The sequence below is a fragment of the Nostoc sp. genome, assembly GCF_036917655.1.
Classification (GTDB): Bacteria; Cyanobacteriota; Cyanobacteriia; order Cyanobacteriales; family Nostocaceae; genus Nostoc.
Window position 1 is genome coordinate 1 of sequence record NZ_JBALCY010000085.1, and the last position, 21,984, is coordinate 21,984.

Genomic DNA, 21,984 nt, shown 5'->3' on the forward strand with positions numbered 1-21,984 from the left:
CGCCAAACCACTGAGGAGCCGTGTGAATTGGAAACTTTCATGCACGGTTTTGAAGACCAGTGAAACTGGTGACAGTTCCACTGAGTTCTAATGATACCCTAGATATCGAGATTGATACCGAATCCGAAAGTTGAATTTTAGGTTTTTCTTTCCATGCTGCACTTTAAACATTCCTCAGTAATTAATGCCCCACCAGAAGTAGTTTGGAAATTTCACGAAAGGCCAGATATTTTGCAACTACTGAATCCACCTTGGCAGCCAGTCCAAGTGGTTCGTCGTGAGGGAGGGCTAAACGTGGGCGCTATCACCGAATTTCGCTTGTTTCTCGGCCCATTACCCTTAACTTGGTTAGCGCGTCATACTGGATATGAAAAATATCGCCTGTTTATCGACGAACAGATATCTGGCCCTTTTGAGTCTTGGGTACATCGACATGAATTTGAACCGGAAGATGGCAAAACTAGGCTGACTGATGCTATTTCCTTCTCTATGCCTGGCGGAGGAACAGTTGAATTTGTCAGTGGTTGGTTAGTGCAAGTGCAACTAGAAGCAATGTTTCGCTACCGCCACTATGTGACTAAACGGGAGTGCGAGTCTTGATAAGCTAATGGTGATTCCTTTTTCCTGAATGATTCACTTTTAGTAAGCGGCTCCAGCCCTTTAACTTATCTGGCAAAAATTAGTTATCCTGATTCTTCAAGCCTTGTCGGGAAATCCACTTTATCAAACCAGGAAAAAACCGATACAAAGCCTGGGAGAAATTCGCCGAACCAAGCATTACTTCCGGCTTCTTATTGTTGACTGCATCCCAGATAGCATTTGCCACATCTTCAGGTTTCTCAACTAGAGGATTTTTAAACACATTTTCGAGTTGTTCGCGCCGACTTTGAGCGTCTTGCTCATCCTTACCCCGAAGAACTGCTCGTTCCATCAAACTACTCTTAATCAAATTCGGAAGTCGGTTTTGTCGCTTACCTAATTTGGGATCTCAACGGCTACAGCGGAATGCGGGAATTAATCCACTTCATACCCTATTCCCGCTAATTATGTTATATTACCATCCTTTTCGCCAGCCTCGGCTGTTTAGAAAGTACTACAGGATAAATACTAGTTTTTATAATAACTATTATTAACCGTGTAATCACTTAGGCTATCCAACCTCTCAACCTAAAAGATTTGTTGGTATAGGCTTGTATGTGTAATAATAGTTAAAGTATCTTAATATTTATAAACATTTTCAAGTATTGGCACTGTCCAATGCGAAATACTGACCACTAAAAGAGTTTTTTGGCTGGTGGTTAGTACTTTTTGTTGTGACTATATTTTAGGAATTTTCACTTTAATGGTAGGCGGAGTAAAAGCGTGATTCAATTAGAACAACCACCCAGTCATCAAACAAAACTGACCTCAGTAGTGAAAAGTAAATCTCAGTTTAAGGGACTTTTCATTGCTATTATCATTGTTACTGTATGGGTTATTAGCCTGAGTTTATTACTTTCCCTTGACATCTCCAAGTTAAAAATGTGGATGTTATCGCCTGTTATACTATGGCAAACATTTTTATATACCGGATTATTTATTACATCTCATGATGCCATGCATGGGGTAGTGTTTCCCCAGAACCCCAAGATTAATCATCTTATTGGGACATTAACCTTATCTTTTTATGGTCTTTTGCCCTATAAAAAATTATTGCAAAAACATTGGTTACACCACCACAATCCAGCAAGCAAAATAGACCCAGATTTTCATAATGGGAAACACCAAAATTTCTTTGCCTGGTATTTTCATTTTATGAAAGGTTACTGGAGTTGGGGACAAATAATTGCGTTGACTATTATTTATAACTTTGCTAAATACATACTTCATATACCAAGTAATAATCTAACTTTTTTTTGGGTGATTCCCTCGCTTTTAAGTTCATTACAATTATTTTATTTTGGGACTTTTTTACCCCATAGCGAACCTATAGGAGGTTATATTCAGCCTCATTGTTCCCAAACGATTAACCGTCCAATTGGGTGGTCATTTATCACGTGCTATCATTTTGGCTATCACGAGGAACATCATGAGTATCCCCATGTTCCTTGGTGGCAGTTACCAGAAATTTACAAAGCAAAATAGTTGTTGTTTATCTAATATAATAGCAACAAGAGTCACACGGTAATCTACATAGTTTGAGCAAGGCATTCTTTTAGATTATCCTGCTTATGCCAATTAATAATTCTCGTCTTGTCACCTATAGCCCTGCTTATACAATCGTTCCCACTTACGAGTGCTTTAATCGTTGTAGCTACTGCAACTTTCGCAGTGAACCGGGTAAAAGTCCCTGGATGAGTCTTTCAGATGCAGACAATATTTTAAAACCACTTCAAAGTGAAAAAGTCTGTGAAATCCTCATACTCAGCGGTGAAGTGCATCCCCATTCGTCAAGGCGTGAGGCGTGGTTTGGGCGGATTTATGATTTGTGTGAATTAGCGCTTTCAATGGGGTTTTTACCGCACACAAATGCGGGGCCACTGAGTTTTGAGGAAATGCAAAAGCTCAAGTGTGTGAATGTTTCGATGGGGCTGATGTTGGAACAGTTAACGCCAACATTGTTAAATAGTGTACATCGGCACGCACCGAGTAAATTACCAGAAGTTCGTTTGCAACAATTGCAATGGGCGGGAGAGTTAAAGATTCCGTTTACAACTGGGTTGCTGTTGGGAATTGGAGAAACTGTAGATGATTGGTGGGAAACATTAACAGCTATATCTGACATGCACCAACGTTATCATCACATTCAAGAAGTTATCTTGCAACCTCATAGTCCAGGACATCAGCAAACCTTTGATGCACCACCTTTTGACCCCCATCAGTTACCAGAAGTCATTTTCAGGGCGCGTCAGATTTTACCGCCAGATATTACGATTCAAATTCCGCCAAATTTAGTTAAAGATGACCAATGGTTACTCGCTTGTATCGAAGCTGGTGCGCGAGATTTGGGCGGAATTGGGCCAAAAGATGAAGTGAATCCCGATTATCCCCATGTTCAGGAACAGGCATTAAGAGAAATTTTACAACCTGCGGGGTGGGAATTAGTGCCGCGATCGCCAGTTTATCCGCAATTTGATAGCTGGTTGTCGGGGGAGTTGCAAACAGCAGTGAGACAGTGGCGAAAGACTCTAACCCCAACTTCTTTTTAATTCTCTATAATCTCAATTATTATAAGTATCATTGCTATATTTTTTACCTATGGTTAATAGTACTGACTTACTCTCAAACCTCTACAACGCCTTTAACCCGTTTGACCCCTTACCCGCAGGTGATCCAAAATATGTAGATTGTCAGGATGTGCGCGGAGATGCGGATATTGAGCAAGAGTTGGGAAATCGGATGCGATTGGCAGATACAAATACTTGCCAATTGTATTCTGGTCATCGGGGTGCGGGGAAGTCTACAGAATTACTCAAGTTAAAAAAATATTTAGAAAATCGGCAATTTTATGTTGTGTATTTTGCGGCTGATGAAGAAGATATCGATTCTGAAGATGCCCAATATACAGATATACTCCTCGCCTGTACCCGCCGTTTGCTCAAAGATTTAAAAGAAATTGCTAGTCCTAGTCCGATACTCGGCTGGTTAAAAAGTCGTTGGGAAGATTTAAAAGATTTGGCGCTGACTCCCATAGAGTTTGAAAGTCTCGCAGTAGAAGCCCAAATTGCTCAATTCGCCAAGTTAACTGCAAATTTAAGAGCTGTTCCTGAATTACGCCAGAAGATTCGCCAAAAAATTGATCCCTACACCGTCACTTTAATTCAGGTGTTAAATGAGTTCCTAGCGGATGCAAAACAGCACTTACCTAAAGGCTATAATAAACTGGCAGTAATTGTCGATAACTTAGACCGGATGGTGTTAGTCAAAGACGGAGAACGCACCAACTATGAGGAAGTCTTTTTAGACCGTAGCGAACAACTCCAAGCTTTAGATTGCCATTTGATTTACACTGTCCCCATTTCAATGGTCTATTCTACAAGGGCAACAGACCTTAGAGATATCTACGGCGACCCCCAAATTTTGCCGATGATTATGGTAAATACTCTCAAGGGAGACGTTTATCAGCCAGGACTCAAGAAAGTTAAAGAAGTAATTAACAAGCGAGTCCGGCAAATTGCACCTGAACTATCACTAGAGAAGGAAATTTTTGACAGTCCCCAAACCTTAGACAGACTTTGTTTGATGAGTGGAGGTCATGTGAGGAATTTGCTATTGTTAACTCAAGATGCCATTGGACGCACTGAAGAATTACCTGTTTCAGAAAAGGCGGTGCGACGAGCAGTTACTCAAGCCAGAGATACTTATCGCCGCGCTGTGGAAAATCATCAATGGTGTCTGTTAGCCGAAGTGTCTTGTTCTAAACGCATTATTAATGATGACCTGTATCGGAGTTTGATGTATAATCGCTGTCTTTTAGAATACCGCTATTTGGATGATGATGGAGGGATGCAGCGTTGGTATGATATTCATCCATTGATTCAAGGAATTCCAGAATTTAAAGAAGCCGTAGCAAAACTTTCATGAACCCAAATTTAAGTGATTGGGATGATGATTTACCCCCAGAACCAGAAGAAGCTTATCAAGACTTGCTTCGCGCACTGAAGCGTAAATCAGGATTTGGTTTGTTTTTTGTGCAATGTACACCTGGGGCAGCAGACAAGTTCATTGTCAAACTTCCCCAAGAGATTCCGCAGAAGAAGATTGAAGTTTTGCGCTTTGTCGAGGCAATAGATAATTTATATCAACCAGTAGCAGAGTTTGTTAAAGACAAGCAAATTGATATTTTATTGATTAAAGGTTTGGAATATTCATTATATAAGTATGAAAAAAGAAGTTTTGGTGAAATTACTGAAGGACAATTTAGCAATTTAACCAGTGTTCCGCATATTTTAAATCACTTAAACCAACAAAGAGAAAGGTTTAGAGATGATTTTCCAATTAGCTTTGTTTTTCTTTTGCGTTCATTTTCGATCAACTATTTTATTCATCGCGCCCCAGATTTTTTTGATTGGCGTTCTGGCGTATTTGAATTACAGACCACGCCAGAAGTTGTCGAACAAGAATCAAATCGTCTGCTGTTGGAAGGAAGCTATAAGGAATATCTGAAACTCAGTCACGAACAAAAAATTGAGAAAGTTCTGCAAATTAAAGACTTACTGACAGAAAAACATCACATAGAGAATCGTCAGGCAAGTTTATTATTTGAACTGGGAAATTTACTATATGCTGCTGAGGAATATGAACAGGCCATCGCATCCTACGACCAAGCACTGAAAATTCAGCCTGATTTACACCAAGCTTGGAACAGTCGGGGCTTTGTGCTATTGGATTTAGGACGCTATGAAGAAGCAATTACATCCTCAGATCAAGCATTAAAATTTAAAGCTGATTATTACCAAGCTTGGCATACCAAAGGCTTTGCACTATTAAAGTTAGGACGTTATCAAGAAGCGCTCGTATCCTTAGATAAAACACTGAAATTTAAACCTGATTTCTACTTGGCTTGGAACAAACGGGGATATGCACTATTAAATTTAGGACGCTACAAAGAAGCACTCATATCTATTGACCAAGCATTGAAATTTAAATCAGATTTCCACCTAGCTTGGAACAACCGGGGCATTGTGCTGGATAATTTAAGACGCTATGAAGAAGCTATTACATCCTACAACCAAGTACTGAAATTTGAACCTGATAATTACCAAGCTTGGCACGCTCAAGGCTTTGCACTATTAAAGTTAGGACGTTATGAAGAAGCGATCGCATTCTTAGATAAAACACTAAAATTTAAACCTAATTACTACTTGGCTTGGAACAAACGGGGCGCTGCACTATGTAATTTAGGACGCTACGAAGAAGCGCTCAAATCCATTGACCAAGCATTGAAATTTAAATCAGATTTCCATCTAGCTTGGTACAATAAAGCTTGCTGTTATGCACTTCAAGGTAATATCAAGCAGGTACTAGAAAACCTGCAAGAAGCAATTAATTTAAGTCCTGATAAATATCGATTAATGGCAAAAAGTGACTCAGATTTTGATGGTATCCGGGAAGATGAGCGCTTTAAATCTTTAATTCAATAACCGCTATAAAGACTAAATTAGTGTAGCGATTAATTTAGCGATCGCCTTCCCACTTTTACTGAAAATATTAACTAAAATTAAAAGCGATGCCTATGAATAATAAATCAAAAGGTTAATCTATATTGAAGAACAGAAATAAAATGTCAGAAACAATCAATATTGAACAAGCAGTATTAGATAATCTGCGAATTCTCTCGAATGATAAGCAACAAGAAGTCCTAGATTTTGTTGAGTTTCTTGTTCAAAAAACAGGAAATCGCAAGCAGTTAGACAGTAAAGATTCAGATGATAGTATCTCATCAAATCTCCAACAGCAAAAACGGCTATCTCTCCGAGAAATTGCCCGACTACCTGTAGCAGAACGTCACAAAATACTAGAACCTTTTATCGCCGCCACAGCCGAAGATTTTTTGAATGACCCAGAATTAACAGAGTTTGCCGTTCTGGATGGTGAAGACTGGGAAATTGAAAATGACTAATCCCAAAAAAGGCGAGATTTGGCTAGTGCAACTCGATCCAACCAGAGGACAAGAAATTCAGAAGACTCGCCCTGCTGTTGTGATTAGTTCTAATATGTTGAGTTCCATACCAATGCGGATTATTATCCCTGTGGCAACATGGCAACCTAAATTCCAAAATAGCCCTTTCATGATTCCTATCCAGCAAACTAGTGAAAATGGCTTAGACTCAAACTCAGCAGGTAATGTTTTGCAAGTTCGTAGTGTAACAACTGAGCGATTTGTCCGATGTTTAGGAAAAGTTTCAACAGCCGTTATGCAAGAATTGCTAGATGGTTTAATTATCTGTATTGATTATGCTGCTGAAACCAACGACTGAAAAAGAGTATCTTTGAGAAAAATACAATTCAGATGCAGCGATCGCCTTTGCACTTCCACTGAAAATACCAACTGAAATTAAAAGCGATCGCCCCTAAATATAATTACAATAACATTATGAAAATCCTAACCAACAGTTATGCAAAATGAATTGACTACTCTGACTTATGAAATTGAACTAAAACCAGGGGAGAAATTGAATCTCCCAGAATCAATACTGAAAAATATAACTACAGGACGCTGGGTAATCACCATCTAACAAAAAGCAGAATAACCCGAAAGCACCCGCAACCATGACGCTTTTTTGAACGGCTACGCACTAGAAGACGAAGGACTTTATGACGCATCCCTCAAAAGATAGATATGGCAGTTTAAACCCTATTGTAAAATATACATATAAGGATTCGGGGGGCCATTTAACTGGTCATAAACGCCTATAGAGACTATTTTTGGAAATCTCCAAGGTCTGAAGTCCAGCCAGCTGAAGCAACTACAGCGGCTGTATCACCAGCGCATACCAGGCGATCGCATCACCACGCCTGACTTTTCCCAGCGTCTGGCAGCAATTAGCACAGAAGTCAATCAGCCTGTGTGCGCCTACATCAACCGTCGCGGACAAGTGATTCGCGTCGGGGTAGGCACACCGCGTCAAACGCAAATTCCACCCCTGGAATTACCCCGTTACGGTGCAGAACGACTCAGTGGTATTCGTTGTATTGCCACCCATCTGAAGCCAGAACCGCCTAACGAATCGGCGCTCACGGCTATGGCACTGCAACGCTTAGATGCCCTAGTTGTCCTAAACATTACCGGAACGGGATTTACACGGCGCGGAGGCGGTGCGACTGGGTATGTCAAAGAAGCTTATCTAGCTCATCTGACACCCCAAGAGTCTCGCACCCTGATTACTAGTCCTGCTGCTCTCAAGGTAGAGGAAAGCCAAATCCAATCCCCAAGTTGGAATATATCGCCACCTCTGGACTTGGACGATCTGGCAGAGCAGGATTTAGTAGACTTGGTGGAAAATCTGGAAGCGGAATTCCAGCGCGAATTTATCGCCCAGGAAGTAGATGCTGACCACGATCGCGTGCTAATTGTCGGGGTGATGACCAGTGAGATAACTCCCCTACAATTCCAAGACACCCTAGTGGAATTGGCACGTTTAGTTGATACTGCTGGGGGAGATGTATTACAGACAATACAACAAAAGCGATCGCGCGTTCATCCCCAGACAGTAGTTGGCGAAGGTAAGGTGCAAGAAATTGCCCTCACTGCCCAAACACTAGGAGTCAATCTCGTCGTCTTCGACCGCGACCTCTCACCCTCCCAAGTCCGCAACTTAGAAATGCAAATTGGTATCCGGGTGGTTGACCGCACCGAAGTTATTTTGGATATCTTTGCCCAACGCGCTCAGTCCCGTGCTGGTAAGTTGCAAGTAGAACTAGCACAGCTAGAATACATGCAGCCGCGACTGGCTGGTAGAGGTCGCACCATGTCCCGATTGGGTGGTGGTATTGGGACTCGTGGCCCTGGTGAAACAAAACTGGAAACTGAACGGCGTGCCATTGGGCAGCGCATTTCCCGACTGCAAAAAGAAGTGAACCAGTTGCAGGCCCATCGTTCGCGGTTACGGCAGCGACGGCAGCATCGAGAAGTTCCCTCAGTGGCTTTGGTTGGATATACCAACGCTGGTAAGTCCACTTTGCTGAATGCTCTCACTAATGCAGAAGTTTATACAGCCGACCAGTTATTTGCCACTCTCGATCCTACCACCCGCCGCCTGGTAATACCTCATGGCGAAACAAATGAACATCAGGAAATTCTGATTACAGATACGGTAGGGTTTATACATGAACTGCCTGCATCGTTAATGGATGCCTTCCGCGCCACCTTGGAGGAAGTCACAGAAGCCGATGCTCTGTTACATTTGGTGGATTTGTCTCACCCCGCTTGGTTGCGTCATATTCGCTCTGTTAGGGAAATCCTGGCGCAAATGCCAATAACTCCTGGCCCGGCGCTAGTTATTTTTAACAAGATTGATCAAGCCAATAGTGAGACACTAGCTTTAGCTAGAGAAGAATTTCCCCTAGCGGTATTTATTTCTGCCAGTCAGCGCTTGGGATTAGAAACCCTACGTCAGCGCCTTGCCCAGCTGATTCAATATGCTGTTGACTCTGGTTAAATACTGAAATTAAAGTTTTGTATTTCAGTTAAAAATGCCGTAGTTCTATTGATTACGGCATTTGCTATTAAAGATAAAGCATATTTCTACTCCACTAAGCTGAAGTTACCTATACAAATATACTGAAAAAGCCTTTGCCGTAATAGTTTGAGCGATTGTGATAAAAACTGTATGCTTCTGTAGACTGCTTCTGTGTGCTTGCGATCGCACTCCTGCGCCACCACAGAGTATGAATCAAGACTTTACTGGTTCACTATATTATCAGATACAAGGTTTTGAAACTTCTGAGGATAAAGTCAAAACGGTATAGAGCAGCTAGAGCCAGTGGCAAAGTTCTAAAATTAAGAAGTATTAAATCAAGTTGAGGACATTATGGCTGCGAAAGTAGAAATTTACACTTGGAGGACTTGCCCGTTTTGCATCCGTGCCAAAAGTTTGCTCAAGAACAAGGGAGTTGAATTTATCGAATACAGCATTGATGGAGATGAGGCAGCCAGAAATAAAATGGCTCAAAGAGCAAATGGACGGCGCTCTTTACCGCAAATTTTCATCAATGATGATCATATTGGTGGTTGTGATGATATCCACGCTTTAGACAGTCAAGGCAAGCTGGATGAGCTACTAACTTCTAGCAATAGCGTCTAGATTCAGAAGGTTTTGCTCCCGCTAGCGACAAGCCGCTGCAAATTACACGGCAGTCGCTACAACTCTGGAAAAACAAAGCGCCGCCTTATCTACGGGCTTTTATCCCCACAAAACCGATGTCTATGCACAAGATTTTACCCTCCAGGTTCTACTCAGCAGTACAGATGTACGTCAATTGATGAGAGCATCAAGAGATAATAATTGAATAACCATTTAATTTCTTGGTGATTGAGGTATAAAGGGTGAAACTGGCTTTTATCATTGATCCCATCCATCTGCTTGACCCGTGTCATGATACCAGCATTGCCCTGATGGAAGCAGCGCAAATCTTGGGACACGAAGTCTGGGTGACTCAAGCAAATCTGCTGAGTGTGGTGGAGAGCAAAGCTTGGGCTGTCCTACAGCGGGTCGAACTTGTACCAGTGCAGTTGGTGGAGGGACGCTGGGTAGCGGCGAATCCTTGGTATAAGTTGAGCGATTCCTCCTTAACTTCTTTAGAGACAATGGACGCCGTATTTATGCGGACAGATCCACCAGTCAATGATTCCTACCTCTATGCCACCTACATTCTGGATTATATTGACCAAAGTAAAACCCTGGTGATTAACAGTCCCAGTGGCATCCGAGGGGCAAATGAAAAAATGTATGCCCTCCAGTTTACCAAAGCGATTCCAGAAACCATTGTCAGTGCTGATAAGCAGTTTATCCGGCAATTTGTCGAAGCAAAGGGAGCTGCGGTTCTCAAACCACTGGGTAACAAAGCTGGGGAAGGAATTTTGTTTTTGCAATCAGGCGATCGCAATTTTAACTCCATTGTCGAACTCAGTACCCTCCAAGGTCGAGTACCTGTAATGGTGCAAACCTATTTACCGCAGGCAAAAGAAGGAGATAAGCGAATTATCCTGCTCAATGGCGAACCGATTGGTGCGCTCAATCGCCTCTCTAGCGAAACTGATTTTCGTAATAATATGGCAACCGGTGGCACAGTCGCTCAAACTGAAATAACCCCAAGAGAACATGAAATCTGTACCCAAGTAGCCGAACGCTTACGCCAAGACGGCTTAATTTTTGTGGGTATTGACGTTATCGGTGGCTGCCTGACTGAAGTTAACGTCACCAGTCCTACCGGAATTCGTGAGATTGATCGCCTAGATGGTACTCGCCTTGGTTATCAAGTTGTTCAATGGATTGAACAAACTCTAAAAATCAAAAAATAATTTGCATTTACCTTCTCTTTTTGCTTCGTGTCCTAATTCTCCCGGAAGCAGACCTCGTTCGGACGGACAACTACGTGGTCAAGTTTTCCATATCACTCCCTTTAAATAAATATACTTACTTAAAGGGAATATAATTTTAATGGATCGCGGGGGTAGATGTAGGGATGTCTACGAGGGGTTGTGACGCTCTCTACGAGACGCTGCACGTAGCTTGCTTCCCCAAAGGGGTACGCTATCGGCGTCGCATCCTTTATTGGGCAGGTCTTCCAGTTTTTTTGTGACAAAAGCATGGCTAGACATCTGAGCCAGCAGACTCCTGCCCAAGTTCATTTTATAAGTAGCATTAACGAGTTTCTTTACGAATTGGCAAAATTAGGGATGGCAACGGATTGCTTACCCCTGCTTTTGGTAAAACCCTGGAACTAGCAGATTTTATACAGCACTCAGCCTAACCTGAGACTGCTAATTTAATCTAAAATCTCAAATCCAAAATCTTTTAATTCCGTGGTGTACGTCGGTTTCTCAGGAAGTCAGGTATATCCAATCCCGGTTTTTCTTTTGGTTCTGGAATTGGAGTTGGAGTTGGAGTTGAACTTGGAGTTGAGGTTGGGGGATTAACTGTAGGTTGCTGTGTTGTTGGACGCTTCGACGAGGTATTAGGTGCTACTCGAATGTTAGCTACGCTTTGTTGTACCGCAGCTTGCACTTCACCTGTAAATCCGGTGGCAATTACAGTAATTCTTACCTCACCTTGGAGCCTGTCATCAATTACAGCCCCAAAAATAATATTGGCGTTGGGATCAACTACTTCATAGATTGCTTCTGCGGCTGCATTCACTTCATGCAATGTGAGGTCAGTACCACCAGTAATATTAAATACAACTCCTCTAGCGCCTTCAATAGAACATTCTAGTAACGGCGAAGAAATAGCTGCGATCGCAGCTTCTCTGGCTCTAGATTTTCCAGAACTCACGCCAATTCCCATCAATGCCGATCCCGCATCTGCCATCACAGCTCGGACATCAGCAAAGTCAACGTTTACTAAACCGGGGATCGTGATGATATCAGAAATACCTTGCACCCCTTGACGCAGCACATCATCTGCATAGCGAAAAGCTTCTTGCACAGGCGTTTGTTCGGGGATCACTTCCAGCAGTTTGTTGTTGGGGATAATGATCAGTGTGTCTACTCGACTTTTTAGTCCTTCAATACCTTGTTCCGCTTGGCTGGTGCGGCGGCGGCCCTCAAACACAAATGGACGTGTGACTACACCAACAGTGAGAGCGCCCATTTCTTTGGCTACTTCTGCCACGATTGGAGCTGCACCTGTCCCAGTACCACCGCCCATACCAGCAGTAATAAATACTAAGTCTGCCCCCTCTAAAGCTGTAGCAATTTCATCCCGTGATTCCTCGGCTGCCTTTTGACCGATGGCAGGATTACCACCTGCTCCTAAACCCCGCGTTAGCTTCTGTCCAATTTGCAGTCTACTTGGAGCGCCAGCTAAGGTAAGAGCTTGGGCATCTGTGTTAATTGACCAAAACTCTACCCCAGAGACATCAGACTCGATCATGCGGTTAACAGCATTGCCACCACCACCACCGACACCAATCACTTTGATGTTGGCAACCCGACCAGGAACAATCTCGCCAATTCGGCTATTTTCCGCAGAAATCTTCTTATTATCGTGATTTTGTCCGAAGTTCAGCCCAGAGTTATTAAAGGGATTGGTCGAGTTAACTGCCAGAGAGAACCCCGGCTGTCCCCCAGATTGGGAATTTTTATAGGTAAGTCCTTGGTTATTATCAAGTGTCATTGGATTTGTGAAAGGGTAGATAAACGACTTTTTCAGGTGTTATTCACCTCAGAGTCAACTTTAGTTTGACAGTGCCACAATACTATGGGACTGTTCTTTATTGTTTTCACTACTGCCAAGCCTAACAGAATTGGCAGTGCGAAAATTTGCTATGGGATAAGCTTTCAGGGCAGCCGATCGCACAGCCAATTCTAGAGAAGTATACCTACATTTATCTAAAAGTGGCCTGTATAACTTCAACCAGACATTAATCTCTTGATTATTCTCAGCAAAGGACATAACTTGTAAAGACACATTACAGCGCATCTTCTCTGCCTCAATAATAATATTGTTAATAGGTTTCACCATTGGGGATGATTGCAACTTTATACACAAAATTTACCTTCTACTTACTTATCCTTAAGGTTAGAGTAAGCAAGAATTTACTTGTCAGACTATACCTGATTAGTTTGTTGTTTGGGTCGTCTTAATGGACACTTTGTTAAAGCAATAGTCTATCCTACGAGAACCCTCACTAGTGCTGTCAACAAATCAAGATTTCCCTAGAGGTTTCATCACCCAATAGGAATTACGGCACAGAGTAGTCCAAACTTATTGCCCAGAAGCAATGCTTACGCAACTTTAGGTGGTAGCGTTACAGATTGAAACATCGGTAAACTGTCTTTGGAAGTGTCCTTGACAGACCAAAGCCAGAGCGTTTTTGGCTCTGCACTTGCATGGCGGCGTAAACCGTTCTCATCAGTGCCCTCTGTTCGCGAGTCTGATCTTAATAAAAAACTCAAGCATTTTTCTCTTTTCCGCACTGGGTTTAGTCAAAGAATATATGGGCAGAAGGCGTTTTGCACGCCATAGACCATCAGTAGATTGTCCGACATCTTGCACCCTACTATTAGATGTTAGGGTAACAATTGAGAGTGTTTTACTCGCAATGGAGATTTTATGATTGATCTTCTCATTTTAATTAGAAGTTAATGCCGATTTTCGTGCGGTTTGCCAGAAAACTGAAAATAATAAATTTATTTATCAGCATAAAGCTTCTTAATTTACTAGGAGCTATCAATATATTAAACACGCTAGATGTTTTTAGGGATTTTGGGAGTTAATTTTAGGTCTTTTTGGTTCATTTGTACTAAGGGAAATTCTGGATTTTTCAGATCAATATACTCTATTTCACCGGAATTGAGTTTTGCTGCTAAATGGCGCATTTGGGCGAGTACCTTAATTTGTTCAGATAACTGAGGACCTGGAACGCCGAGATGCACATTTCCTAGTTCTGTTTTCAAAATTAAATTCGTTGGATTTTGACAATTAATTTCCATCACTTTCACGGGACTTTGGCTGACAGCTTGATGAAGTTGAGTCCAGTAGAGGCAGTATTGTTTTGGCAATCCAATTACTCTGAGATTGGGTAATTTCTTTGTGGGATTCAGTGATGTGTATTTTTCTAAAGGCATCCAGACCCCACTTGCATCTAGTAAGCCGATTGTTACTTTTTTGTTCCCAGGTGTTTGAGTCACCGCTACAGGGACTCGTTCTTGAATTTCGATGATTAATCCAGGAGGAAAGAGGCGGCGTTTCACGATCGCTTGGGCAATGGTTGGTTGTTTCTTCAAAGAGTTAGCGATCGCTGCCGGTTCAATTCGCCACAAAGATTGGGGGTAAGATAGCACCAAAAGTGACTGAGTTGTTTCATCTGACAGTAATTGATTGCCTGATTTCATCACAATTTGTTTGGGAGTTTTTAGCACCCACACTGGCTGGACTGCCACCCATAGCAATCCACTCGCCAAACCAGTAATGGCAAAAGTTCGCCAAATAGCCTGAATAATTCTCATCTGCCGCTGCCGACGTAATTTTTTCCGACGCTGGGCTAGATCCGTGCGGGAAACTGATATTATGCCTGCCATTCAAACCCCTTTCTGATTACAGTCCAAATTCCTTGACGCGCTTGTATCTTCATTAATCTCAGTAAACACTGTCGGCATCTGTTAGCCGCTCTCCTCAAGACTTTTTTTATTTTTAGTAACACTTTACAGTAACTACATAATGAACGTGGCGCTAGTCATCCTTCCGATTAAAGTTTCCGGTGTCCATTCTTAACTGCCTGTAGCCTTTTTGATAAGTTAGTTTGGAATATTTTTTGCCTAAAGATTACAAAATATTAATTTAAATATTTCTGATTTTATTTTCTTGACAAATACAATGTGAAATGATAGACAATTATTCCTGAATCTCTGTATAGATTGCTATAATTCATACCAGTCCTACCTCATCAGCTATATAAACTGGGAACCAGGTAATCTAGTAGCTTTTTTTACTGATTAACTCAGCCATAAAGGTTTGTGCCAGGTCAAAAAAAAGCTAGAGATTGTCAAAACCTCAATAGCAGGTGTAAAAAGGACAGATATGCTTAAGGTTATTAGGGTCAATTAAATCTCTACCATACTACTGACAGTGATCTTGTAATAAGTGCTGTCTTTTGCAAGATACTACCAACTTGCGAATTAATCGTGTGCCTACATCCAGGCTAGAGATTATTTGTATAAAAAATACGAATTAAACTGCATCTACACACACATCTACATACACCTCTCTCTACATCCATGAAAACGACATTAAATTTGTCACGTTTTTATAAAGCATGTAACCCAAGCTACACGCTAAATATAAGTAACGTGCTAGATTGCCAGTATTACATAGATTTTGCTGATGTCCGAGGTTGCAAGATTGTCGAAGAATTGCAGCGAACTATTTGCCGGATTTCTCCTGATGAGCCAACCTGCCAGTTATTTACGGGTCACATTGGCTGCGGTAAGTCAACGGAATTGCAGCGCCTCAAGACAGAACTAGAATTGGCGGGATTTCATGTGGTTTATTTTGAGTCCAGTCAAGACTTGGATATGGCAGATATTGATGTCAGCGATATTTTGCTGAGTGTAGCCCGTCAAGTCAGTGCCAGTTTAGAAGGCATTGGCATCAAACTCAAGCCTGGTTACTTTACCAATTTGTTTAAAGAGGTAGGCGATTTTTTGCAAAGCCCCATAGAGCTTTCTGGACAAGCAGAGTTGTCCTTGGGTATTGCCAAGATTACCGCCAAAACCAAAGATAGCACCCAGTTGCGGAATCAACTGAGGCAATATTTGGAACCACGTACCAATAGTATTTTGCAAGCGATTAACGAAGAAATTTTAGAAAAGGCTATTGAACAGCTAAAGCTGCGGGGTCAAAAAGGATTGGTAGTAATTGTAGATAATTTGGATCGAGTGGATATGCGTCCCTTAGCATCGGGGCGATCGCAACCAGAATATCTCTTCATCGACCGAGGCGAACAGTTACGCCGACTCAAATGCCACCTAGTTTACACAATTCCTCTAACGTTAATTTTCTCCAATGAGTACGAGACACTGAAAAATCGCCTGGGGGGAGGGATTGCACCAAAAGTACTGCCGATGGTATTAGTGCGGCAAAGAGATGGCAGTGACTACGAACCAGGGATGTCACTAGTGCGCCAGTTAGTTCTAGCAAGAGCTTTTCCAGAAGTTCCTTTGAATGGAAGGCTTTTATTAATTACAGAATTATTCGATCACTCCCAAACCTTAGATCGTCTATGTCGCGTTAGCGGTGGTCACATTCGTAATTTATTGGGTTTACTTTATAGCTGCCTGCAACGACAAGATCCACCTTTTTCTAGGGACTGCTTAGAAGCCGTGATTAAGGACTACCGCGACGATCTGCTATTAGCTATTGATGAATTCCAGTGGGAATTATTGTTTGAAGTGGTGCAGCAGCAGAGAGTTAAAGGTGAGTCTGACTATCAGAGCTTACTAAGAAGCATGTATCTGTTTGAATATCGTGATCCTTTGGGGCGCTGGTTTGGCATCAGTCCAGCCTTGGCAGAAACAGAAAAAGTTTTGGCTTGGCAACAAAACAAGTAACAGTGCTGGGTGAGTCAATTGTCATTAGTCAATTGTCCTTTGTCATTGGTCTTTTGACTAATGGCTAATGACTAATGACTAATAACTAATGCCCCATGTCCAATGCCCCATGCCCCATGCCCAATAACCAATGACTAATGACAAGCAGCTACACGTCTACACCAAAGAAAATCAGCATACTTTGCAAAGACTGATTAGAGCGATCGCGCTTTCCGAAGGTCAATTTGCCCTGATTTTAGTTCGGTGTAACTATGGGCAATTACGTGAGCAAATGTTAGAAAATATTCGCTCTATCACCAAAGACATCAATATCAGAGAAATCGTTCTCAATTCATCCACTACTTCCTTACACAGCACAATCGTCTCAGAACTATCTTTAGATAATCCTGCCGTCGTTCCACACTCTTTGCCAGCTGCTGTAATGGTTTTCGGTATTGAGTCAGCGATCGATCTGGAAAACTTACTAACAGGCATCAACCAAGCACGAGATATCTATGCCGCGACTTTTCCATTTCCAGTGGTGTTGTGGCTACAAGATGAAGTGGCATCATTGCTGTCCAGATTAGCGCCTGATTTCAAAAGTTGGGCTGCAACCACGATTAAATTTGAAATGGCCAAAGCAGATTTAATTGCTTTGATTCACCAAGAGGCAGAATCTCTATTTGCCAAAGTTTTAGGAGCAGGTGCTGAAACATTTTTATCTAATGCCTCTCTAGATTTAGATCCTAAGTCCCAACACCGCCACGAAATAGAATCAGCCCGTAATGATTTACTGCGCCTCTATGGCGTTCAATTAATACCAGGATTAGAAGCTAGTTTAGAATTTGTATTGGGGCGAGATAAATACGCCAACGATCAAATTAATGGTGCTTTAGCCAATTATCAAAGAAGCCTAGCGTTATGGCAGCAAGAAGCAAGGAGAGTAGCAGAGTGGGAGAGTAATTCTTCTTTCCCCCTTTCATGTCCTCGCTCTACTCCTCCCTCCTCTTTACTCAAGCAAGCAATAGTACTATTCCACCTGGGGCTATGCTATCACCGAATGGCAGACTTATACCAGAATACTAGTAGCTATTGCGAACATGCTCTCTTGTGGTTTAAACAATGCTTGGAGCTATTGGAGCAGGTACAAAGAGAAGACTTAGTTGCTAAATTTATTTTGCCTGCTTGTGAAATGCTGCAACGCTTACAAGCTTGGGATGAGTTAAAAGAATTAGCTCAAAAGTCATTAAATCTACATAAAACCTATGGAACTCCCGCACAAGTTGCTCAAAATTATGGTTTTTTGGCAAATGTAGCGGCTTCTGAGTCGAATTGGGTACTGGCTCATGAATTAGCGAATACAGCGCTTTCTATCTCCGAAGAAGCAACAGAAATTTCTCTGCGAGACGCTTTGCGAACACGACGACAAGAAAGTTGGTATCTTCTCTTGCTAGCACGTACACAGCGGCATCTGGGTGAGTCGGAGGAGGCTATCAACAACCTGGAATGGGCGAGGGTAGTTTGTGAGCTACAACATCAGCCATCACTTTACTTAGAGATTTTAGAAGAACTGCGATCGCTTTACTTTTTTGAGCGTCATGACTATACAGAAGCCTTTAAGCTAAAGCAAGAAAAAATTCAAATAGAACATCAATATGGCTTTCGTGCCTTCATCGGGGCAAGTCAATTGCAGCCGCAACGCCCCAGGATTAACCCAGTACTGGAACCTCACAAAATACCGTTTATTCCTGAAGAAATTGCCCAAGAAATATCTGCTTCGGGACGGCAGCAAGATGTCAATCGCTTAATTGAAAGAATTACCCGCGCTGACTACAAACTCACGGTAATTTATGGGCCATCAGGTGTGGGTAAAAGTTCAATTCTCAAAGCTGGTTTAGTTCCAGCACTTAAAGGAAAAGTTATCGGTGAACGTATTCCCATACCTATTGTTTTGTCTGTTTACACTGATTGGATTACAATCTTAATCGGCAGTATAAACCAAGCGCTGGCATCCACAGGAATATCGCTTAATCTTAACTCTACACCCACAATCCTGCTAGAAAAAATTCGGTTAGCATCTGAGCAAAATTGTCTAATAATTATCATCCTAGATCAGTTTGAAGAATTTTTCTTTGTTAGTAATCCTCCTGCACAAAGAATAGAATTTTACAAATTTTTTAGTGAATGTTTAAATATTTCATTTGTCAAGATTATTCTTTCATTAAGAGAGGATTATTTACATCATTTATTAGAGTTTGAACGTTTGAGCCAGAAAAATAGTACTGGATTATATGATTTAGGAGTAATTAATAAAAATATTCTCGATAAGGACATTCGCTACTATCTAGGAAAATTCTCTAGCCAGGATGCTAAGTCCATAATTCACAGTCTGACTCAACGTTCACATTATGAACTGAGTGAGGAATTAATTAACCGATTAGTCCAGGATTTGACAGGAGAACTAGACGAAGTACATCCAATTGAATTACAAATAGTCGGCGCTCAACTACAAATAGAAAACATTACCACACTCGGACAATACAAGCTTTGCGGTGGCTCGGCAAAATTGGTGGAACGCTGGCTTGGGGAAGTTATCAAAGACTGCGGTCAGGAAAACGAAGAGTTAAGTTGGAAATTATTATTTGAGTTAACTGATGAAAAGGGGACGCGACCGTTAAAAACTAAAGCTGATTTAGCGGCGGCATTAGTTAATAATCATGATATAGATACAATATCAAGCTTTGACACAGTTGGGGAACTGATTTTAGAAATATTGGTGGGTTCAGGGTTGGTGTTGCGAGTCAAAGAAGAATTAGGCGATCGCTACCAGCTAGTTCACGATTATTTAGTTGAACCAATTCGCCAAAAAAACAACTATGGGATGCTCGCCGAATTAGAAAAAATCAAACTTGAAAAAACGACAGCGGAAGTAGCCCAACAACTTAGTCAAAAGCAACTCAATTTGGCGTTGCAACGGCGACTGCGGGAAGCACGGCTAGCAGGCACAGTCCTGGCAATCATGGGGGGAACAATAGCAGGATTATGGTGGCAAGCCGACTTACAGAAAAGAGCAGCAGTCCGCCAAACTCTACGGGCTGAACGCAGTGAAACAAACTTGAACATTAGTGCGATCACTGCTGCTAGCGAAGCTCTGTTTGCCTCTAATAAAGAGTTTGATGCCCTATTAGAAAGTTTGCGGGCTTGGCAAGGACTTAAACAGGCAGATGGAGTGCGGCCAGATACTCGAATGCGGGTGGTGACAGCCCTGCAACAGGCAGTTTATGGCGTAACCGAGCTTAACCGCTTAGAAGGGCACACTGATATTGTCTGGGGAGTAACTTTCAGCCCAGATGGTCAGTTGCTAGCATCAGGCAGCCGAGATCAGACGGTGAAAATTTGGCGTCCTGACGGTACCTTACTCCAAACCCTCAAAGGTCACACTGATGCTGTTACCTGTGTAAGTTTCAGCCCTGATGGTCAAACTCTAGCCTCCGCTAGCCTCGATAAAACAGTGCAAATCTGGCGCAAAAACCCGGTTACAGGTGAATTTGACCCCAAGCCATATAAAACCCTGAAAGGAAATGAAGATTGGGTTTATAGCGTTAATTTCAGTCCTGATGGCAAATTGTTAGCTACTGGCAGTAAGGATAAAACCGTAAAACTCTGGCGCAAAGACGGTAGCTTAGTAAAAATACTGAGAGGACATCGAGGGTGGGTTAACTGGGTAAACTTCAGTCCCGATGGTCAATTCATCGCCTCGGCCAGCGACGACAAAACAGTGAAAATCTGGCGACGGGACGGTAGCCTCGTTACAACTTTGCAGGGACATCAGCAGGGTGTGATTGTAGCTATTTTCAGCCCAGACGGTAAATTTTTGGCATCAGCAGGTCGAGATAAGACAGTAAAACTTTGGCTCAGGGAAAGTAACAGCACCAAAGACGGTTTTGACTTTCGTCCTTACAAAACTTTACGGCAGCATAGCAGTACAGTGTGGAGTTTGAGTTTTAGTTCCGATAGTAAAAAGTTAGCTTCCGCAGGTGAAGACAATACCATAAACCTCTGGAGTATCACTGGTACTTTACTCAAAACCTTCAAAGGACACAGCGATGCTGTTGTCAGCATCGCTTTCAGTCCAAATAACAAAATTCTAGCTTCAGGAAGTTATGACAAAAGTGTGAAACTATGGAGTTTAGATGCCCCAAGACCGTCTATTCTTCAAGGGCATCAGAAGCGAGTTTTGAGCGTTGCTTGGAGTCCCGACGGTCAGATGCTAGCTTCTGGTAGTAGCGATCGCACTGTCAAACTTTGGCAACGATACACCAGTAGTGGCGAGGTCAAAACCCGACTTTACAAAACTTTGGTGGGGCACACAAATCAAGTTCCTAGTGTCAGTTTTGACCCAAAAGGTGAAATGCTGGCTTCAGGAAGTTATGACAAAACTGTGAAACTTTGGCGGCTTGACGGTACTTTAATTATGACTCTCCACGGGCATACTGATAGTGTGATGAGCGTGAGTTTCAGCCCTGATGGTCAGTTTTTGGCATCAGCTAGCAAAGATAAAACAGTGAAACTTTGGAACCGTGAGGGCAAGTTGCTCAAAACCTTAGTGGGGCATCGGGGTTGGGTAAATAGCGTGAATTTCAGCCCTGATAGTCAGATTTTAGCCTCTGCCAGTGATGACCAAACTGTAAAACTTTGGCAGCGCGATGGTACTTTACTCAAAACTTTCTCACCCCATGACAGCTGGGTGATGGGTGTCAGCTTTAGTCCCACTGACGAGTTGCTGGCTTCTGCTAGCTGGGATAACACCGTGAAACTGTGGCGACGGGATGGGACGTTGTTAAAAACCTTATTAAAAGGGTACAGCGATAGCGTCAATAACGTTACTTTCAGTCCTAATGGTGAATTGCTCGCCGCAGCTAGTTGGGACAGTACAGTGAAACTTTGGAGCCGTGATGGCAAATTAATTAAAAGTCTAAATGGGCATCGCGCTCCGGTGTTAAGTGTCAGTTTTAGCCCAGATGGTCAAACACTAGCATCTGCTAGTGCTGACAACACGATAATTCTGTGGAATTTACACCTTGATGATCTACTTGTTCGTGGTTGTGACTGGGTGGGCGATTACCTCAAGCACAACCGTAATCTTGAAAAGCGCGATCGCCTTCTTTGTGATGGCATAACTCGTAGACCGTCTCTGGCTTTGCTCAAAATTAAAAATATGAGGTACTAGAGTGAAGAGTTATTAGTTTCTT

At 42.3% G+C, this 21,984-nt stretch carries 15 protein-coding genes and 1 pseudogene; 12 read left to right on the forward strand and 4 right to left on the reverse strand.

From position 1 onward, the window contains the following. Positions 1-153: 153 nt before the first annotated feature. A complete protein-coding gene (locus V7K30_RS31925) occupies positions 154-600 on the forward strand; it encodes an SRPBCC family protein (RefSeq protein ID WP_335006274.1) in 447 nt (148 codons plus the stop codon). A 79-nt stretch (positions 601-679) separates the two neighbouring features. Here V7K30_RS31925 and V7K30_RS31930 read toward each other — a convergent pair. Then, a pseudogene (locus V7K30_RS31930) lies at positions 680-955 on the reverse strand (oxidoreductase); the annotation flags it as partial. Between the two features lie 407 nt (positions 956-1,362). On the opposite strand from V7K30_RS31930, the gene crtW reads away from it, so the two are divergent. The 9 genes from crtW to gshB all read left to right on the forward strand — a co-directional run bounded on the left by crtW (position 1,363) and on the right by gshB (position 11,002). Beyond that, entirely contained in the window at positions 1,363-2,124 is a 762-nt protein-coding gene (crtW, locus tag V7K30_RS31935) for a beta-carotene ketolase CrtW (protein WP_335006275.1), read from the forward strand. An 86-nt stretch (positions 2,125-2,210) separates the two neighbouring features. Next, positions 2,211-3,188 (forward strand): 7,8-didemethyl-8-hydroxy-5-deazariboflavin synthase subunit CofG, encoded by a 978-nt coding sequence (cofG, locus tag V7K30_RS31940; RefSeq protein ID WP_335006277.1) that lies wholly within the window; start codon positions 2,211-2,213, stop codon positions 3,186-3,188. A 49-nt stretch (positions 3,189-3,237) separates the two neighbouring features. Further along, positions 3,238-4,563, forward strand: coding sequence for an ATP-binding protein (locus V7K30_RS31945; RefSeq protein ID WP_335006279.1), 1,326 nt, complete (start codon positions 3,238-3,240; stop codon positions 4,561-4,563). Further along, a complete protein-coding gene (locus V7K30_RS31950; protein WP_335006281.1) occupies positions 4,560-6,122 on the forward strand; it encodes a tetratricopeptide repeat protein in 1,563 nt (520 codons plus the stop codon). The genes V7K30_RS31945 and V7K30_RS31950 overlap by 4 nt, the downstream gene beginning before the upstream one ends. A gap of 140 nt (positions 6,123-6,262) precedes the next feature. Continuing rightward, positions 6,263-6,601, forward strand: coding sequence for a DUF2281 domain-containing protein (locus V7K30_RS31955; RefSeq protein WP_335006283.1), 339 nt, complete (start codon positions 6,263-6,265; stop codon positions 6,599-6,601). Beyond that, complete coding sequence (locus tag V7K30_RS31960) at positions 6,594-6,959, forward strand: type II toxin-antitoxin system PemK/MazF family toxin (RefSeq protein WP_335006285.1); 366 nt, start codon at positions 6,594-6,596, stop codon at positions 6,957-6,959. Before V7K30_RS31955 ends, V7K30_RS31960 begins: the two co-directional genes overlap by 8 nt. A gap of 435 nt (positions 6,960-7,394) precedes the next feature. After that, on the forward strand, positions 7,395-9,140 hold the full coding sequence (hflX, locus tag V7K30_RS31965) for a GTPase HflX (RefSeq protein WP_335006598.1): 1,746 nt from the start codon (positions 7,395-7,397) through the stop codon (positions 9,138-9,140). Between the two features lie 372 nt (positions 9,141-9,512). After that, a complete protein-coding gene (grxC, locus tag V7K30_RS31970; protein WP_190893995.1) occupies positions 9,513-9,785 on the forward strand; it encodes a glutaredoxin 3 in 273 nt (90 codons plus the stop codon). A 242-nt stretch (positions 9,786-10,027) separates the two neighbouring features. After that, a complete protein-coding gene (gene gshB, locus V7K30_RS31975; RefSeq protein ID WP_335006287.1) occupies positions 10,028-11,002 on the forward strand; it encodes a glutathione synthase in 975 nt (324 codons plus the stop codon). A gap of 496 nt (positions 11,003-11,498) precedes the next feature. Here gshB and ftsZ read toward each other — a convergent pair whose 3' ends face one another. From ftsZ to V7K30_RS31990, 3 genes are all read right to left on the reverse strand, one after another. After that, positions 11,499-12,818, reverse strand: a complete 1,320-nt coding sequence (gene ftsZ, locus V7K30_RS31980; RefSeq protein ID WP_335006289.1) for a cell division protein FtsZ — start codon at positions 12,816-12,818, stop codon at positions 11,499-11,501. 60 nt (positions 12,819-12,878) lie between these two features. Then, the gene (locus V7K30_RS31985) at positions 12,879-13,166 is read right to left on the reverse strand and encodes a hypothetical protein (protein WP_335006291.1); all 288 of its coding nucleotides are present in this window, start codon (positions 13,164-13,166) and stop codon (positions 12,879-12,881) included. A gap of 725 nt (positions 13,167-13,891) precedes the next feature. Then, positions 13,892-14,725: a cell division protein FtsQ/DivIB gene (locus V7K30_RS31990; protein WP_335006293.1), complete on the reverse strand. Its 834-nt coding sequence runs from the start codon at positions 14,723-14,725 to the stop codon at positions 13,892-13,894. Positions 14,726-15,421: 696 nt separating this feature from the next. On the opposite strand from V7K30_RS31990, the gene V7K30_RS31995 reads away from it, so the two are divergent. Both V7K30_RS31995 and V7K30_RS32000 read left to right on the forward strand, forming a co-directional pair. Further along, positions 15,422-16,753, forward strand: coding sequence for a P-loop NTPase fold protein (locus V7K30_RS31995; protein ID WP_335006294.1), 1,332 nt, complete (start codon positions 15,422-15,424; stop codon positions 16,751-16,753). 130 nt (positions 16,754-16,883) lie between these two features. After that, on the forward strand, positions 16,884-21,962 hold the full coding sequence (locus tag V7K30_RS32000) for an nSTAND1 domain-containing NTPase (protein ID WP_335006295.1): 5,079 nt from the start codon (positions 16,884-16,886) through the stop codon (positions 21,960-21,962). Positions 21,963-21,984 lie beyond the last annotated feature (22 nt).